The 17,094-nt window shown below is 68.4% G+C and carries 19 protein-coding genes; 12 read left to right on the top strand and 7 right to left on the bottom strand.

Annotated features, from left to right (window positions below):
- Positions 1–35 precede the first annotated feature (35 nt).
- The 4 genes from INT51_RS08945 to INT51_RS08930 are packed head-to-tail and all read left to right on the top strand — an operon-like array spanning position 36 to position 3,570.
- Positions 36–1,124, top strand: coding sequence for a TRAP transporter substrate-binding protein (locus tag INT51_RS08945; protein ID WP_304502131.1), 1,089 nt, complete (start codon positions 36–38; stop codon positions 1,122–1,124).
- Positions 1,124–1,738, top strand: a complete 615-nt coding sequence (locus INT51_RS08940) for a TRAP transporter small permease (protein ID WP_193104943.1) — start codon at positions 1,124–1,126, stop codon at positions 1,736–1,738. The genes INT51_RS08945 and INT51_RS08940 overlap by 1 nt, the downstream gene beginning before the upstream one ends.
- Before the next feature lie 2 nt (positions 1,739–1,740).
- A complete protein-coding gene (locus INT51_RS08935; protein WP_193104942.1) occupies positions 1,741–3,069 on the top strand; it encodes a TRAP transporter large permease in 1,329 nt (442 codons plus the stop codon).
- Positions 3,070–3,111: 42 nt separating this feature from the next.
- Positions 3,112–3,570 (top strand): SRPBCC family protein, encoded by a 459-nt coding sequence (locus tag INT51_RS08930; RefSeq protein ID WP_193104941.1) that lies wholly within the window; start codon positions 3,112–3,114, stop codon positions 3,568–3,570.
- Here INT51_RS08930 and INT51_RS08925 read toward each other — a convergent pair.
- The 5 genes from INT51_RS08925 to INT51_RS08905 all read right to left on the bottom strand — a co-directional run bounded on the left by INT51_RS08925 (position 3,465) and on the right by INT51_RS08905 (position 8,608).
- On the bottom strand, positions 3,465–4,439 hold the full coding sequence (locus INT51_RS08925) for a hypothetical protein (protein ID WP_370540793.1): 975 nt from the start codon (positions 4,437–4,439) through the stop codon (positions 3,465–3,467). The genes INT51_RS08930 and INT51_RS08925 overlap by 106 nt on opposite strands.
- A 70-nt stretch (positions 4,440–4,509) precedes the next feature.
- A complete protein-coding gene (locus tag INT51_RS08920) occupies positions 4,510–5,340 on the bottom strand; it encodes an energy-coupling factor transporter transmembrane protein EcfT (RefSeq protein ID WP_193104940.1) in 831 nt (276 codons plus the stop codon).
- Complete coding sequence (locus INT51_RS08915; RefSeq protein ID WP_193104939.1) at positions 5,337–7,187, bottom strand: ABC transporter ATP-binding protein; 1,851 nt, start codon at positions 7,185–7,187, stop codon at positions 5,337–5,339. Before INT51_RS08915 ends, INT51_RS08920 begins: the two co-directional genes overlap by 4 nt.
- The gene (locus INT51_RS08910; RefSeq protein WP_193104938.1) at positions 7,187–7,741 is read right to left on the bottom strand and encodes an ECF-type riboflavin transporter substrate-binding protein; all 555 of its coding nucleotides are present in this window, start codon (positions 7,739–7,741) and stop codon (positions 7,187–7,189) included. The genes INT51_RS08915 and INT51_RS08910 overlap by 1 nt, the downstream gene beginning before the upstream one ends.
- A gap of 27 nt (positions 7,742–7,768) precedes the next feature.
- Positions 7,769–8,608 (bottom strand): S-adenosyl-l-methionine hydroxide adenosyltransferase family protein, encoded by an 840-nt coding sequence (locus tag INT51_RS08905; RefSeq protein ID WP_193104937.1) that lies wholly within the window; start codon positions 8,606–8,608, stop codon positions 7,769–7,771.
- Positions 8,609–8,716: 108 nt separating this feature from the next.
- On the opposite strand from INT51_RS08905, the gene INT51_RS08900 reads away from it, so the two are divergent.
- Positions 8,717–9,532, top strand: coding sequence for an endonuclease/exonuclease/phosphatase family protein (locus INT51_RS08900; RefSeq protein ID WP_193104936.1), 816 nt, complete (start codon positions 8,717–8,719; stop codon positions 9,530–9,532).
- A 57-nt stretch (positions 9,533–9,589) separates the two neighbouring features.
- Here INT51_RS08900 and INT51_RS08895 read toward each other — a convergent pair whose 3' ends face one another.
- Both INT51_RS08895 and INT51_RS08890 read right to left on the bottom strand, forming a co-directional pair.
- On the bottom strand, positions 9,590–10,183 hold the full coding sequence (locus INT51_RS08895) for a hypothetical protein (protein ID WP_193104935.1): 594 nt from the start codon (positions 10,181–10,183) through the stop codon (positions 9,590–9,592).
- A gap of 29 nt (positions 10,184–10,212) precedes the next feature.
- The gene (locus INT51_RS08890) at positions 10,213–11,223 is read right to left on the bottom strand and encodes an LLM class flavin-dependent oxidoreductase (protein WP_193104934.1); all 1,011 of its coding nucleotides are present in this window, start codon (positions 11,221–11,223) and stop codon (positions 10,213–10,215) included.
- A 52-nt stretch (positions 11,224–11,275) separates the two neighbouring features.
- On the opposite strand from INT51_RS08890, the gene INT51_RS08885 reads away from it, so the two are divergent.
- The 7 genes from INT51_RS08885 (at position 11,276) to INT51_RS08855 (ending at position 17,093) form a co-directional block, all read left to right on the top strand.
- Positions 11,276–12,298 (top strand): MsnO8 family LLM class oxidoreductase, encoded by a 1,023-nt coding sequence (locus INT51_RS08885; RefSeq protein WP_304502130.1) that lies wholly within the window; start codon positions 11,276–11,278, stop codon positions 12,296–12,298.
- A 230-nt stretch (positions 12,299–12,528) separates the two neighbouring features.
- Entirely contained in the window at positions 12,529–13,245 is a 717-nt protein-coding gene (locus tag INT51_RS08880) for a triose-phosphate isomerase (RefSeq protein ID WP_193104933.1), read from the top strand.
- A 14-nt stretch (positions 13,246–13,259) separates the two neighbouring features.
- Positions 13,260–14,132, top strand: coding sequence for a class II fructose-bisphosphate aldolase (locus tag INT51_RS08875; protein WP_193104932.1), 873 nt, complete (start codon positions 13,260–13,262; stop codon positions 14,130–14,132).
- Positions 14,129–14,659 (top strand): YjbQ family protein, encoded by a 531-nt coding sequence (locus INT51_RS08870; RefSeq protein WP_193104931.1) that lies wholly within the window; start codon positions 14,129–14,131, stop codon positions 14,657–14,659. The genes INT51_RS08875 and INT51_RS08870 overlap by 4 nt, the downstream gene beginning before the upstream one ends.
- A gap of 345 nt (positions 14,660–15,004) precedes the next feature.
- The gene (locus INT51_RS08865; protein WP_226832133.1) at positions 15,005–15,610 is read left to right on the top strand and encodes a PTS glucitol/sorbitol transporter subunit IIC; all 606 of its coding nucleotides are present in this window, start codon (positions 15,005–15,007) and stop codon (positions 15,608–15,610) included.
- A complete protein-coding gene (locus tag INT51_RS08860; protein WP_193104930.1) occupies positions 15,607–16,656 on the top strand; it encodes a PTS glucitol/sorbitol transporter subunit IIB in 1,050 nt (349 codons plus the stop codon). The genes INT51_RS08865 and INT51_RS08860 overlap by 4 nt, the downstream gene beginning before the upstream one ends.
- Positions 16,657–16,724: 68 nt before the next feature.
- Positions 16,725–17,093, top strand: coding sequence for a PTS glucitol/sorbitol transporter subunit IIA (locus INT51_RS08855; RefSeq protein WP_193104929.1), 369 nt, complete (start codon positions 16,725–16,727; stop codon positions 17,091–17,093).
- Position 17,094: the final 1 nt, after the last annotated feature.

Raw genomic sequence — 17,094 nt, 5'->3', positions numbered from 1 at the left:
CTCCTGCTGGAGCGACCCATTCGAGGAGGAATGCAGTGCGAACACGTTTGCCCCGCCGACGAGGAGCGCCCCGCTCCGTCTCCGGCGCGACGGGAGGAGTGGGCCGCCGAGGATTCCTCACGGCCCTTCCGTTCGCCGGTGCAGGTGCCGCTCTGCTGGGCGGCTGCGCCACCCAGGAAGGCGCGGTCACCGACGTGGACCGGGTCCTGTCCATCTCGCTCGGACAGGCGGAATCCCACCCCAGCTACGGGTCACTGGTCTCCTTCGGCAAGCGCATCGCCGAGGCCACCGACGGTCGCTACGGCGCCCGCGTCTACGCCAACAACTCGCTGGGCGACCAGCAGGAGACGGTCCAGCTGGTCTCCGACGGCGCGATCGACATGGCCGTCATCTCCGGCACCCAGATCGAGAACTCCTCGCCCCGGTTCCTCCCGATGAACGTGGCGGGAGTGTTCGACGACATCGATCACCAGAACCGCGTCATGCTCGATGAGTCGATCGTCGGCGAGCTGTTCGCCTCCCTCGAACCGCACAAGCGACTCTCCGTCCTCGGCGGGTACACGCAGGGTGGGAGGCATCTCTACACCGCGGGCGGGCCGATCGAATCGCCGGACGACCTGGCCGGGAAGAAGATCCGCGTGCAGGAGTCCGAGATCTTCCTGCGTCTGATCACCAATATCGGCGCGGTGCCCACCCCGATGGCGTACAGCGAGGTGTACACGGGCCTGCAGGCCGGGGTGCTCGACGGGGCGGAGAACAACGAGATCTCCTACGTCACGCAGCGCCACTACGAGGTCGCCGGGCACTTCACCAAGACCAACCACCTCGTCGGCTTCGACTTCCTGCTCGCCAACACGGACCTCCTCGAAGAGATGGACGAGGTCGATCGGGACGCGGTGCGGGAGGCCTGGGCCGAGACCCAGAGCGAGTTCGTCGAGATCTGGAAGCAGGAGACTGCCGACGCCACGCAGGAGATGCTCGACCGCGGCGTCATCATCACCGAACCGGATCCCGAGGTTTTCACGCCGATCATCGAGGAGACCGGACTGTCGATCCTCGAAGACCCGGCGGACATCGCCCTGTATGACGCGATCCGTGCCGTCTCCGAGAAGGAAGGTGCCTGATGTCAGCGATCCGTCACGGACTGGTCTCCGTCCTCAAAGCGCTGTGCATCGTGCTGTTCTCGGTGCTCGTCCTGGTCGTCGTCTGGCAGGTGTTCACCCGACAGGTCCTCGGCGCACCGAGCCCCTGGACCACCGTCACCGCCCAGTACATGTTCGTATGGCTGAGCCTCTTCGCCGCCACGCTGGTCTTCGGCGAACGCGGCCATATCGCGGTCGACTTCCTGGCTCAGCGAGCCCCGGGGGCCGCTCGGCAGGTGCTCGTCGTCCTCGTGCAGGGCTGCATCCTCGCCTTCGCCGTGCTGGTCATGGTGTGGGGCGGCCTCCGCGGGATGTCGATGTCCTGGGACCAGGTGATCCCCGGCTTCCCCTTCACCGTGGGTCTCATGTACCTCGCTCTGCCCGTCACCGGCGTGCTGATCGCGTACCTGGCTCTGGAGGATCTCGTCCTCTCGCTGCGCGGCGATGAGCTCGCCCCCTTCGAGCAGTCCGACGATGAAGCAGCAGAGAGGTCCGGTGCCGCGGCCGCGGCCGCCGCCGTCCAGGACCAGGAGGTCCAGGGAAGCCAGCTGCCTGACCGTCCCGATGCCTGCCCCGACACCGAGAAGGAGCGCTGATCATGGATCCCGCCATGCTCGCCGGGATCATCCTGATCATCGGCATCTTCGTCCTCATCGCTATCGGCGCCCCGATCGCCATCGCGATCGGTCTCCCGTCCGTGGTGGCGCTCATCGCCGTCATCGGCATCGAACCGGCCGTGTTCGTCTCCGCCCAGCAGATGTTCACGGGCGCGAACTCGTTCTCCCTGCTCGCGATCCCCTTCTTCGTGCTGGCCGGTCAGCTCATGAACACCGGCGGCGTCGCGGCCCGGCTGATCGATGCCGCAAAAGTCGTCGTGGGCCGGATGCCCGGATCCCTGGCGCAGACCAACGTGGTCGCCAACGCCCTGTTCGGCTCCGTCTCCGGCGCGGCTGTCGCCTCGGCCGCCGCGGTGGGCGGCATCCTCGGCCCGCGGCAGCGCGAGGAGGGGTACGACCCGGCCTTCGCCTCCGCGGTGAATGTGGCCTCCGCCCCCTCGGGAATGCTGATCGCTCCGTCGAACACGCTGATCGTGTACTCACTGGCGTCCTCGACCTCGGTGGCGACCCTGTTCGCAGCCGGGTACGGGCCGGGGCTGGTCTGGATGCTCGCCTGCCTGGTCATGGTCTGGGTGGCCGCGAAGAGACGCCCGGAGCTGGTGGGGTCCGGCACCGAGACGGCGCGCGGTGAGCTCACCCTCGCCATCGCGCTGCGCACCGTCCTGGCCGCCGTGCCGGCCATCTTGATGATGGTGATCGTCATCGGCGGCCTCGTGGCCGGGTTCTTCACCGCCACCGAGTCCGCCGTGATCGCGGTCGTCTACTCGCTGGTACTGGGCTTCCTCTACCGCGAACTGACCGTGAAGAAGCTGCCGGCCGTGATCCTAGCGGCGACCAGGACTACAGCCGTGGTGCTGCTGCTGATCGCTGTGTCCGGCGTGCTCGGATGGGTGCTCGCCTACGCGACCATCCCGCAGTTCATCTCCACCACGCTGCTGGGCGTCTCGAGCTCCCCGATTATCGTGCTGCTGCTGATGATGCTGGCGCTGCTGGTGGTGGGCATGTTCATGGACCCGACCCCGGCGATCCTGATCTTCACCCCGATCTTCCTGCCGGTCGCGCTCGAGCTGGGGGTGGATCCGATCCACTTCGGTCTGATGCTCACCTTCAACCTGTGCCTGGGCACGATCACTCCGCCGGTCGGCGTGATCCTGTTCGTCGGGGCCCGGGTGGGCCGGATGAAGGTCGAGCCGGTGATCATGCGCCTGCTGCCGTTCTACGTGCCGCTCGTGATCGGTCTGCTGCTGATCATGTTCGTCCCGCAGATCTCGATGTTCATCCCGCACCTGCTGGGAATGTCCAGCGAATGACGTGGACGACGATCCGCGGCCCGATCGGCGCAGAATGGGGTCATGACCTATGCGCTCCAGGAGTCCGTCGTCGTCCCCGCTTCACCGATGGCGGTCTACGCCGTGATCAGCGACGTCACTCGCACGGGGGAGTGGAGCCCGCAGTGCCGCCGCTGCACGTGGGACAGCGATGCCCGGGGAGTCGGTGCCCGGTTCACCGGGGACAACCGCACCCCCGAGCGGGAGTGGAGCACGACCTCGGCGGTCGTGGCCGACGTGCCCGGCGAGCACTTCGCGTGGTCCGTGGGCCCTGGCCGGGTCGAATGGGGTTTCCGTCTGCGGGCCGTCCCCGGAGGCACTGAGCTGACGGAGTACACCCGCACGACACCGCTCCTGGAGACGGCGTTCGCCGAGCGCTACGGGCAGCGCGCCGAGGAGGAGATCGCCGTGCGCCAGAAGGCGGCGCGGGCCGGGATCCCGGCCACTCTGGAAAGGCTGCGCGAGGTGCTCGCTGCGGGGTGAGCGTCTGCCGCTGCGGCTGCCGCGACCGCGCTGCCGAGGAAGATCAGACGAGGAAGATCGGGATCGCGCCCGGGTTGTGCGCGTGGACGATGGCGAGGAAGACGACCACGTCGAAGAGCAGGTGCACGATCAGCACGTACAGCAGGGAACCCGTCCTGGTGAAGAGCCAGCCTTGGAGCAGTGCGAAGGGGGGCGGTGAGGAGGGGGCCCCACGCCTGATACCCGAGCTCCCAGAGGAACGAGACGAAGATGATCGCTTGCAGCACGTTCGCGACCCACACGCCGAAATGTCGGCGCAGGAGCGTGAAACAGGTGCAGATGAAGAACAGCTCGTCCCACGTGCCCACGAAGTTCACGCCCACGAAGAACCGCGCCAGCTCGCTCCCGCCGGTGATGTGCGGCCAGTTCTCGTACGCACCGGACGTGATGAAGTAGAACGGCAGGATCAGCCAGCCCAGCACCGGGACGGCGACGATGTACCCCTTCTCGAGCCGGGTCCACGCCTGCCCGGGACGCCACGGGAACCGGATCGCCCGACGTCGGAGGACCAGACGGTCCACCAGGATCGGCACCGAGAGGGCAAGCAGCAGCACTGTGCCGATCACGGCGAAGCGGTCCCAATCCACGTCCGCCTTCACCGAGGTGATCGAGATGATCGCGATGCCGAGGCCGATCAGGGACAGATCCTTGGCGAGCTCACGCGAGACGACGTAGGCGCCGACCAGGCTGAGCAGGAGCACCGCGTGCCCCCACCCGGGCAGCTGCAGCCCGAACAGCAGGAATGCGGACAGCGACACACCCGCGGCCGGCAGCATCCCGACCGTCGGGGTGTCGTGCACGGGGAGGTCTGCGAGGGGCCGAGGTGCCATGGGCACCAGCATGCCAGGCTTCCGGCGCTCCACCTCGCTCGTGCGGTCGAGGCCGCGGCCGCCGGGGAGCTCAGCCGAAGGGGTTCCAGAACCGTCCGCCGTTGACGCCCAGCAGCACGATCGGCGCGGCGACCAGCAGCCCGGCCGCGAGCATCACCAGCACGTCGGGCGGGCGCAGCGCACGGCGCACCAGCCAGGTGCGGCCCGGGCCACGACCGAACCCCCGCAGCTCCATCGCGGCGGAGATCGATTCGATGCGGTCGAAGGTGCCCATCAGCAACGGCATCAGCGTCGAGCCGAGGTTCCGCGCCCGGGTGCGGAGGCCGACGGCACGGCTGATGTCCAGGCCCCGCGCCTGCTGCGCCAGGGAGATGGTGCGGAACTCCCGCTGCACGTCGGGGATGTAGCGCAGGGCGAGGGAGATCGCGTACGCGAACCGGTAGGGCACACCGATCCGGGCCAGCGAGGAGGCGAACTCCGGAGGCCGGGTGGTGGCCACGAACAACAGCACCGAGGGCAGCACCGCGACGTACTTCAGCGTGACGGTGAGCTGGTAGAACAGCTGCTCTGCGGTGACGTCCCAGTGCCACGGGCCCGCGACCAGCACATGGCGGGTGCCGAACAGTTCGGTGCCGTAGCCGGGCGCGAACAGGAAGATCCCGATGTTGTTCAGGGTCGCGAAGATCGCGATCAGCCACAGCACCAGGGCGAGGTCGCGCAGCCGCACCCGGGAGAGTCCCCACAGGGCGATCGACCCGGCAGCGACCACCGCGAGGTAGCGCACGTCGAAGCCGATCATCGCCCCGAGGACCACGCCGAGAGCAAGCACCAGCTTGGAGACGCCGGACAGCGCGTGCAGCGGACCGGGCCGGTCGATGTATCCCAGGACGGGGGTGCTCATCGGCACGCCTCGCTGTCGGCCTGGTCGGCCCGGTCGGCCTGGACGAAGCGGTGCACCAGGGCGTGGGGGTCGGCGATGTCGCAGCGGCGCGCCAGGTCGTACAGGCCTGTGGTCACGAGATCCGCACGGCGGGTGAGCTCGGGGTCGGTGAGCACGACGGCCGGGTCCGCATCGGCCAGCAGGCGGCCGGCGGACAGGACGAGCACCCGCTCGGTGTGCTCGACCGCCAAGTGCATGTCGTGGGTGATGAGGACGACGGTGGTGCCAGTGGCGTTCAGCGTCCGTAGGAATCCCATGAACTCGGAGTAGTGCGCGAAGTCCTGCCCCGCGGTGGGCTCGTCGAGGATCAGCACCTCGGGCTCGAGGGCGAGCACAGAGGCGATGGTCACGCGCTTCTTCTGACCGTGGCTGAGCGCGGAGACCGGCCAGGTGCGGAAGGGCGTCAGCCCACAGGCCTCCAGCACCACGGTGGTGCGTCGCGAGATCTCCTCCGCCTCGAGGCCCTGGGCGCGCAGGCCCAGGGCGATCTCATCGGTCACCTGCGGTTGGGAGATCATCTGGCCAGGCTCCTGAAGCACGAAACCGACCCGCTTGCCACGTTCGGTGACGCTCCAACCGTGCGCATCGACCCCACCGATGAGCACTTTCCCTCCGCTGAGGGCCTCGGCCCCGCAGATCACGCGGGCGAGCGTGGACTTGCCGGCACCGTTGGAACCCAGGACTCCGATCATCTCGCCGCGGCGCACCGAGGCGGTGATGCCCTCGAGCAGGACGGCAGTGCGCGCGGGACCGACAGGGACCTCGCAGCGCACCGCGTGCAGATCGAGGGCGAGAGGGGCGTGCGGTGCCTCTGCCGGCGTCGACACGGTGCCGGGTGCTCCGGGCTCGCCCGATCCGGGGGCCGGGCCGGGCGTGGATCCGTCGGTCGTCGGAGATCCTGGGCCGTGGGTCCCTGCGTCGACCCATGTGCGTACCGCGGCGATCTGCGCGGAGGTCAGGTCGATGTCGGCGCTGCGGGAGGGACGCTGGGCGGCGGTGACCGGCTCCCCGGCATGGCGCAGTGCGGCGACGTGCAGGGGTGGACGGATCCCGTGCTCCTCGAGCAGACCGGAGGCGAGGAGATCATCGGGCGGTGCATCGGCGATGATCCGACCATCGGCCATCAGCACGATCCGGTCCACGTCGCGGTGCAGCACGTCCTCGAGCCGGTGCTCGACGATGACGATCGTCGTCCCGCGCTCGCGGTGCAGGTCGTCGAGGAGTTCGACGGTGGCGCGCCCTGCGGCGGGGTCGAGGTTCGCGAGCGGTTCGTCCAGCAGGAGCACCTCGACGTCGTCGACCAGCACGCCGGCGATCGCGACCCGCTGCTTCTGCCCGCCGGAGAGGTCCTGCGGGGAGGCGTCCAGACGGTCCCCGATCCCCGCGAGCGAGGCGGCCTGGGCGATCCGCGCGGGCATCTCGTCGTGGGGGACCTGCTGATTCTCGAGGCTGAAGGCCACGTCCTCGGCGACGGTGAGCCCCACGAACTGGCTGTTGCTGTCCTGCAGCACGGTGCCGACCACGGAGGCCGTCGACACCAGGGGCACCGTGGCCGGGTCCTGTCCGCCGACGCGGACCGTGCCGTGGGTGGTGCCGCGATGGTGATGGGGGATCAGCCCGTTGATCGCGCTGATCAGCGTGGACTTACCGGATCCGGAGGCCCCGACGATCGCGATCTTCTCCCCGCGGCGCACCGTGAGATCGATGTCGTGCAGGGTCGGCTCCGACTGGGCGCGGTATTGGAAGGAGTACTCGGCCAGCTCGATCAGCGGGGCAGCACCCTCCGCGTCCCGGGTATGCGAGGGCATCACTGATCGTGGCTCAGCGACCCGGTCCTGGTGCGGGTACGGGCGTAGACCGACAGGATGATGGTGCCCAGCACGCATGCGGTGACCGAGTTGGCGGCGAAGGCTAGGGCGCCCTGTGCCCACACCTTGCCGGCGGGTTCGGAGTAGAACAGAACGTCCCCGAGCGGCGCGATGAGGAGCCAGGCAACAGCGTTGGCCAGGAGGATCGCGAGGATGAAGCGCACGGCGACCGCCCGTGGGAATTCTCCCTCCGCAATCAGGTTCCGAAGCATGAGCAGGCCCACGACCAGGCCGAACGCGCCGGAGGCGAGCTCCCAACTGATCCAGATGCCGTACCCCGTCATGTCGATCAGGAGATGACCGATGACACCGGCCAGCGCGCCCACCAGCGGACCGTAGAGCACGGCGAACACGGCGAGGACCGCGTACTGGATGTTGATCGACGTGTTGGGGATCGGCGTCGGGATCGCGGCGAATCGGCCGAGTACGAAGAACAGGGCGGCGCCGATGCCGATGGCGACCACCTGGGTCACGGGGGAGTGGGAGCGGATCATGAGGTGTCCTTCGGTGAGGAGGAGCGGTCAGCGCACAGGGACCAGCGTGACGTGCCACGAGGCGCCGGTGTCCAGGGAGAACGCGCGGGCGTAGTTGCCGCGGTTGATGGCGATCGCCATCCGATCCAGGGAGTTCACGTACAGCAGCGACTCGCCCACCTCGACCGCTGCGAAGCTGCGTGCGTAGGTGACTTGAGCGGCGTGCACGACGGTGTCGTGGTGGTGGACCCGAACGGTCACCCGGTCACCCGCCTCCACACCGAGCTCGCGGAACAGAGCGCGCGGGATCGAGGTCCACAGGGAGCCGTAGCGCACGTCGAGGGTGTCGATGGTGCCGATCACGGTGCCGTCCCGGAGTGCGGGCTCGGTCACCGGCAGACGCACCATGTGTGCGAGGTCGAGGAGTGGGCCGACCTCCTCGAAGGTGGTCGCGCCGGAGGCGAGACGGGCACCGGTGAACGCGTAGATGTCCCGACCATGGAAGGTGTAGGACTCCTCGGAGCCGGGGCGCCGATTGCGGGTCTCGTCGATCTCGCGCACCTCGGTGATGCCGAAGATGTTCTCGAGATGGGTGAGGGTTCCGTTGTCCGGAGTGACCACATAGTGCCCGGTCATGGTGCGGGCGACGACGGAGAGGCGGTCCGAGCCCACGCCGGGGTCGACGACGGAGACGAACACCGTGCCGTTGGGCCAATAGGTGAGCACCTGCGCGAGCCGGTAAGAACCCTCCCAGATGTCGTAGGGCGGGATGTTGTGGGTGACGTCGTGGATCCGCAGGGCGGGATCGACGCCGACGGCCACGCCGTACATCGCGCTGACCGCGCCGTCGTCGAGACCGAAGTCGGACTGCAGGACAAGTGCGCTCATAACGGAATTATGCAGGCACCGGCGGCGGGTGCACGGCAGCATGCGACTCGAGGGGTCATAGTGCGTCACAGGGTGTCATGAGCGTGGTCCGTGCGACAGGATGGAGGTATGACTTCCACCGATCCCGGCCCGTCGAACGCCCTGCGCCTGCTCACCCAGAACATCCGTCTCGAGCGTCCTGTCACCCGTTCCGGCGACTCCGACCACTGGGGTGACCGGGCCCCGGTGCTGGTGGACCTGCTGCGCGGGACCGATGCCGATGTCGTGGGGACCCAGGAGGTGCTTCCCTCGCAGATCCCGGTGCTCGACGAGACGTTGGGGCAGACGCACCTGCGGCTCGGCTTCGGTCGGGAGGGCGGCAGCCACGGGGAGCACAACCTGCTGTTCCTGCGTCGTGAACGCTTCGAGCTGCTCGAGTGGGACCAGTTCTGGATCTCCGAGCAGCCGGAGCTGATGGGCTCGGTGGGCTGGGACGGTCACTGCCCCCGCATTGCTGTGTGGGCACGCGTTCGCGACCTCATGACCGATCAGGAGCTGGTCCTGGCCGTGACCCATCTCGACCACGCGGGCCATGTCGCACGGGAGAAGGGCGCCGGGGTGATCGCGCAGCGTCTGCGCGAGGCGGCCGACGGGGCCCCCGTGGTGCTCATGGGGGACTTCAACGCCGCCGGCGGGGACAGCACCGCGTGGCGCGTGCTGCGCGATGCCGGTTTCGAGGACGCGCACGATGTCGCGGCGACCTCGGACGGGGAGGACATCGGCACCTTCCCGGACTACGGACCACCGACCGTCGGCGGGGAGCGGATCGACTGGGTCCTCTCGCGCGGGTTGGTCGTCGAGTCGTACACGGCACGGGTGCATGAGATCGACGGCCGCGCCGCGAGCGATCACGCCGGGCTGATCGTGCGCCTCCGCTCGACCTGAGTCCCCGTCGGTGCGGCCGGGTCCCACAGCGACCTGCCGGAGCGGCGCGGCGGCTGCTCACATGTCGTGGGCGGCGATGATCAGGTGGCTCCCGCCTTCGCAGAGGACCGCTGCCTCCAGCATGTCACCGGCCTCGGTGATCTCCGATTCCGCGAGGGCCCTGCCCACCGGGATCCACCCGCTCGGGCAGGACGGGATCACGGTCTCGAGGGTGGGCACGATGATCGCGAACAGCTCCTCGTCGCTCATGACCTCGGGTGCGGAGCCCGTGCCCCCGTCTGACTTCTGCGCCGCTCGGCCGGCTCTCCACAGACTGTCGATCTCCTCGGCCTTCAGGCCGATCACCGCCTGCCACCAGTAGTCGTCCGGGGCGGGGATCACGACTCGCTCGTCCGGGTCGGTGAACTGTCCCTCGCTGATCGTCAGGTCCTGCACCTCCGTGATCTGCGGGAAATGCTCATCGATCAGGGCAGTGGACTGCGTGACGAGCTCGGGGTGGAAGTACCGCCCGCTCTCCTCGTCGTACTCCATCTCCGATCCGCCGCGGTCAGATCCGCCGAGCAGACCGCAGCCCGCCAGAGCGAGCACTGCGACGGTGACCGACGCGGTGGCAGCGATCCCGCGTGCACGCAGAGAGGCGGGCGGCGTCATCGAGGTCCTCTTCGGGTACCGGAGCCGGTTCAGGCGCCGAGACCCCAGGCATCGGCCAGGAGCTCGAGCCCTTTGATCCGGTCCGCGGGGTCGTAGTAGTACGCGGTCAGGATGAGCTCATCGGCGCCGGTGGCCGCCACGATCTCCTCGAGCTGGCGGACCACCGTGGTGGGGGAGCCGACGGCGCGGATCGAGAGCGTCTGGTCGACCTGCTGCACCAGGTGGGAGGCGGCGACCTCGTCGATCGGGCGCGGCGGCTGGATCTTCTGACGCTGCCCGGTGATCACCCCGAGGAACATCTGCTGCAGCGTGCTGAAGTGCCGCTGCGCCTCCTCGTCGGTCTCCGCGACCACGAGATTCACGCCGACCATGGTGCGGGGCGTGTCGATCTGGGCGGACTCGGCACGGGGGTTGAAGTTGTCCCGGTACGTGGTCAGCGCCTGCAGGTACTGGAACGGGGCGAAGTGCGAGGCGACCGAGAACGGGAGGCCGAGCTGGGCGGCGAGCCGGGCGCCATTGGCGGTGGAGCCCAGGATCCACATCGGCACCTCGGTGCCCCGGGCGACGGCGGCGCTGATCGGGAGGCCGCCGGTGGATTCGGTGCGGGACCAGTCGCGCATCTGCTCGACCGCCGCGACGAAGGCCTGCGGCTCCGCGGAGGTGCGGGCCAGCAGCTGCGCGGTGAGCTGGTCCGTGCCCGGTGCGCGACCGAGGCCGAGGTCGATGCGGTCGCCGTGGAACTGCACGAGCGTGCCGAACTGCTCGATGACGGCGAGCGGGGAGTGGTTGGGCAGCATGATGCCGCCGGAGCCGACCCGGATCCGCTGCGTCATCGAGGCGGCCCGGTCGATCAGCAGGGAGGTCGCGCTCGAGGCCAGCGCATCGGTGTTGTGGTGCTCGGCGAACCAGTAGCGCTCGTAGCCCAGCCGGTCGGCCGCTTGTGCTCCTGCCATGGAGGCCCCGATGGCCTCGCGGGTGGACATGTCTTCGGAGATGGAGACGAGATCGAGCAGCGACAGCGGGACATGGGGGGCATTCATGCTCTGAGCCTATCGACGCAGCCCGCTGTGTGAGCGGGTCCGTCTCTGAGAGGTGAATGACTCGCTCGCCGGGAAGTTCCGCGCGATGGTCCGCGTTGGTCACGGCATGAGGTTCTCCCTGCTCGACCGCTCGCGCACGCGCCACGGCCACCCGGAGACCGCCGCTCTGCATCACAGCGTGGACCGGGCGATCGCGGCGGAAGGCGCCGGGTACGAGCGGTTCTGGGTGGCCGAGCATCATGCGGTGCCGGGCATCGCCAGCGGCTCCCCGGCCGTGCTGCTCAGCGCGATCGGTGCGCGGACCGCGAGGATCCGTCTGGGATCCGGGGGCGTCATGCTCCCCAATCACCGCCCGCTCCTGGTCGCCGAGCAGTTCCGCATGCTGGAAGCGCTGTATCCGGGCCGCGTGGATCTCGGGGTGGGAAGGTCACTGGGATTCACCGAGCCCGTCCGCCACGCCCTCGGACGGCTCGAGGCGGACTCCGACTCCTTCGCCCGCGAGATCGCCGAGGTGCGGGCGTACCTCGAGGGGGCCGCGCCGCTCACTGCCCGACCCGACGACGCCGGCGACGTGCCGCTGTTCGTGCTCGCCACCGGCAGCGGAGTGGACACCGCTGCCGCCCTCGGGCTGCCCGTCGTGATCGGCGGTCCGATTCTGGACTCACCGGATCTGCCCGCACGGCTCGCCGCCTACCGTCGCGCGTTCCGCCCACATCGGGGCGGCGCCCCGGAGGTCATCGTCTCCCTCGACGCCCTGATCGCCGACACCGACGAGGCGGCCCGCGAGCTGGCGTTGCCCGAGATCTGGGCGATGGCCCGCTCCCGCTCCACGGGCGTGTTCGAGGCGCTCGAACCGGTGGCACGGATCCGCGCCATGACATGGAGCGCCACGGAGACGCGACGCATGGAGCACGGTCTCGCCACCACCGTGGCGGGATCGGCCCACACGGTGCGCCGATGGATCGAGCAGATCCTTGAGCGCACCGGGGCGCAGGAGATCCTCGCGACCAGTTCGACCTTCGATCGGGAGGCGCTGCGCGCCTCGGATGTGCGTCTTGCCGACCTCCTGCATTGACGCGAACCTTGCCTCCGGTAACTCTGTGAAGTGCGTCAAGACAACCCGTTGAGGTCAGCGGCGTCTCTGGCGGCGAACCATGTCGGCGGCGGTCGGTCGAGCCCGCACCGCTCTGCGTGAACACCACGATCGAGCCAGCCCTTGTGTTGGCCGCTACGCCGTGCCATGCTGTCGGGCATCAACAAATTGCATCCCGCACGCAACATGTTGCGCCCAACGGAGGGAATCGTATGCGCAGTCCTGCACACCTGCCGGATAGAGGTCTGAGCGGACCGCTCCTGATCGTCAACCCGAAGGCGTACCTGCACGGCGAGGAGCTCCTGCGCCTGGCTCGTCTCACCGACGAGCTGGCCGGGCTCTTCCGGATCCCGACGATCTTCACGGCGCAGCACGCGGACCTGCGACTCGTCGCAGAGCACACCCTGGATCTCACGATCACCGCGCAGCACATGGATCCGATCACGCCGGGCCGGGGGATGGGTCATGTCCTCCCCGAGTCGCTGGTCGACGCCGGCGCACGTGCCGTGGTCCTGAACCACGCGGAGCATCCGCTCTCGATCGCCGATCTCGACGCGACCATGGAGCGGGCACGGGAGGTCGGACTGGCCACCATCGTGTGCGCAGACTCCGACGCGCAGTGCCATGCAATCGCCCACCTCGGCCCGGGCGCGATGATCTGCGAGCCCACCGCTGCCATCGGCACCGGCGAGATGGACGCGGGCGACTACATCCAGCGGACGACGCGGATCGTCAAGGGCGTGGACCCCTCGATCCTCGTGATCCAGGCGGCCGGCGTCAGCCGCGGTTCGGATGTGGCCCGCGTCCTGTCCCAGGGAGCGGACGGCTCCGGGGGCACGAGCGGGATCATCAAGCACCCCGACTGGCGCGAAATCCTCGTCGAGATGTATTCGGCCATCCGTGACCACGCCGCCACCCCCACCCGCTGAGAGGAGCGGACACCATGCTGATCACCCTGCCCCAGGCGCTTGAGCACGCGGAGCGCCGTAACATCGGCCTCGCCGCCGTCAACACCCCATTCTTCGAATCCCTCCTGGCCGCGATCGACGTCGGCGAGCGCACGGGAACCCCGATCATCCTCCAGTTCGCCCAGGTCCACGAGAGCATCGTCGGGATCGAGGAGATCGGCCCCGCCATGGTCGAGATGGCCCGCAGATCGAGCGCGCCGTTCGTGGTCCACGTCGATCACGGCGAGGACATCGACTACATCCGCACGGGCCTGGACATCGGGTTCAACTCCTGCATGATCGACGGCTCCCTCCACCCGTACGAGGAGAACGTGCGCCTGACCGCCGAGGTGGTCGACATGGCCCGTAGCCATGGCGAGATCGGGGTGGAGGGCGAGCTCGGTGTGATGACGGGCAATGAGAATGGCGACCCGTCCCAGGGAGTCGCCGATGCAACCCTCTACACCGATCCCGATCAGGCCCGTGACTTCGTCGAGCGGACCGGGGTGGACTGCCTCGCCAGCTCCTTTGGCACCGTCCATGGCCTCTATCGGCAGAAGCCGCACATCGACTACGAGCTCATCGCTCGGCTGCGCGCCGCCACGGGCGTACCGATCGTCATGCACGGTGGGTCAGGGCTGTCGGACGACGAATACCGCCAGAGCATTACGCACGGCGTGCGCAAGATCAATTACTACACCTACGCGGCTCGGGCCGCCTATGACGCGATCGTGCCCCTGGTCGAGGACGAGAACGTCTTCCTGTTCTCGAACCTCGCCGCGGCCGCTCGTCGCGCCGTCGACGGCAAGGTTAGCCGCTTCGTGGACGTCCTGAGCTTGACCGGGAACGGACACGGAGACCCCTCATGACCACTTTCCAGCGCACCATCGACCTTCATTCCCACGGCACGACGGCGAGCTTCCTCGACATCACCGACGAGGTCCGCTCCGCGATCGCCGCCAGTGGTATCTCCGCCGGTATCTGCACGGCGGTCTCCCCGCACACCACCTGCGCGGTGTATTTCGACGAGTTCGCCCACGACCAACTCGACGACGGCACCGACTTCCTCCAGGCCGACCTCGACGCCGCTCTGTCCCGGATGTTCCCGGCACAGACGAGCTTCCCACCGGCCCAGGGCTACCAGTACCCGGGCGAGGAGCACTTTGTCGAGGTGGAGTCATGGTTGAACGCCAGCAACTATCTGCCGGGCGGAGACCGGAGTCAGCTGCTGAACGCGGACGCACATCTCAAGGCGAACATTATCGGCTCCAGCGAGACGATCGCCGTCATCGACGGCCAGGCCGCCTTCGGGTCCACGGGGTACGTCTTCTTTCTCGACTTCGACCGTGCTCGCGCCCGCGACCGGAAGTGCCACCTCATCGTCACCGGCGACTGATACTCACCGACCACATCCCGATCCGGACCGGGGCACCGGAGAACAGGAGGGCACCGACGTCCACACGCCGAGGCACCGTCGCCGCAGCCGACGGCCTGCTCGCCCACCCAGCCTCACCCCACGGCCGTGACGCGCTGCGGCACACCGACCTGGCGACGTGTCAGGACATGGCACGTGCCGCGCTGTCAGCCCCCGATGCCGTCCAGGCACGGCGGGCAGTCGTCTCACGCCTCAGCGATGAGGTCCGTGAGGCACTCCAGATCGACCCCATGGGCTGAGACCCGACAGGCCGATCCCACCTCGGGACCACACAGACGTGTCCCGACCATCTTGATTGGAACCATCATGGGAAACAACCCCATCATGAACGGACTGACCTGGGGAGCCGAAGCGTTCATCGGACTCTTCCAGGAAGCGGCCGATTCCTTCATGGGCCTCGTCACTGGGGTCCTGCCTCTGCTCATGGTCATGCTGACCTTCATGTATGCGCTCACCACCTGGATCGGTGAGGAGCGGGTGACCAACGCCGTCCGCTGGGCCGGCCGCTTCACGATCACGCGCTACACCCTCATGCCGATGCTGTCGATGCTGCTGCTGACCAACCCGATGGCCTACACCTTCGGCCGCTTCCTACCAGAGCGGTACAAGCCGGCCTTCTACGACTCGACGGTCTCGTTCTGCCACCCGGTCACCGCGCTCTTCCCGCACGCGAACGCCGGCGAGATCTTCGTGTGGGCCGGGGTGTCGGCCGGAGTCATGCAGGCGGCTCCGGAGAAGTACGCGACCCTCGCCATCCTGTACTTCCTCGTCGGCATGGTCGTCATCCTGATCCGCGGCATCGCCACGCAGTGGATGACGAACCTGCTCATCAAGCGCGGTGGCCACGCGAAGGTCTTCGCGAAGTACGACGAGGACTACGCCGCAGGTCGTATCCAGGGGGCGTCGGCATGAGTGACTTCCACACCGTCAACGTCACCAAGGGCCACGGCGGCTGGGGCGATGGGCTCACGCTCACCCCCACCCCGGAGAAGAAGATCGTCCTGTCCGTCACCGGCGGCGGCATCCACCCGATCGCGCGGCACATCGCCGAGCTCTCGGGTGCCCAAGCGGTCGACGGTTTCAAGAACCACGTCGAGGACGAGAAGGTCCTCGCCGCGGTCATCAACTGCGGCGGGACCGCCCGCATCGGGGTCTACCCGAAGAAGCGGATCCCCACGGTCGACATCTATCCCGGGTCCCCCTCGGGCCCGCTGGCGAAGTACATCACCGCGGACATCTTCGTCTCGGACGTCGGGGCCTCCCAGATCACCCTCGCCGAGGGCGAGGACGTGGTACCCGCCGCAGCCACCGTGGCACCCGGTACCGCTGGGGCTCCAGCCTCCACGGACACGGACGCGGACGCGGACACGGACACGGACACGGAGGTGGAGGAGGAGACGACTTACGACGAGACCGTCGACGCCAAGGGGTTCACCGGGCTTGTCGTGAAGTTCGGCGGCGCGATCGGGTACATCATCAACACCCTGCTGGCTGCGGGCCGGCAGTCGATCGACATCATGCTCAAGACAGTCATCCCGTTCATGGCATATGTCGGACTGCTGATCGGCTTCGTGAACTACACCGGACTGTCGGACCTGATCGCCCAGGGTGTGAGCCCGCTGGCCTCCAACCCCTTGGGTCTGCTGCTCCTGTCCGTGATCGTCGCGCTGCCGTTCCTCTCGCCGATCCTCGGCCCGGGCGGTGCCATCGCGCAGGTCGTCGGCGTGCTGATGGGCACCCAGATCGGTGCCGGCGCTCTGCCCGTTCAGTACGCGCTGCCGACGCTGTTCGCCATCGACGGCCAGGTGGGCGCGGACTTCATACCCGTCGGCCTGTCTCTCGGTGAGGCGAAGCCCGAGACGGTCAGCGTCGGCGTTCCCGCTGTGCTTTTCACCCGCCTGGTCACGTCGCCGATCGCCGTGCTCATCGCCTACGCGGCTTCTTTCCTGCTGGTGTGATCGGCGACCCCGGCCTCGCACCACCCGACCCTCCCACTGCCCTGCATGACGAAAGAAGGAGAATCACCATGACCACCATCTGGAGCGCCACCGTCTCCCGTATCGGCGGCGATGCCGCCGACATGATCGAGGAGGGCGTCATCATCCTCTTCGGCGAGCCGGTCCCGCCGGCCCTGTTAGATGTCAGCGTCGTCCACGAAGGGGGTGCAAGCCCGTCCCGGGAGATCGCCGCCGGGGACGCCGTCACCTTCGGGGAGCAGACCTTCGAGGTCACGGCCGTTGGGGACAAGGCGAACGCCAACCTCTCTGAGCTGGGCCACGTGGTCCTCTACGTGAACCAGCCCGATCAGGAGCTGCTGCCTGGAGCCGTCCTCGCCACGGGGCCCGACGTCATCGTCCCCGCCTTGGGCGCCGCCCTCGCGGTGACGGGCGCCTGAG

The organism is Brachybacterium sp. FME24 (assembly GCF_014897705.1).
Lineage (GTDB): Bacteria > Actinomycetota > Actinomycetes > Actinomycetales > Dermabacteraceae > Brachybacterium.
This window is presented reverse-complemented; position numbering and strand designations above follow the sequence as displayed.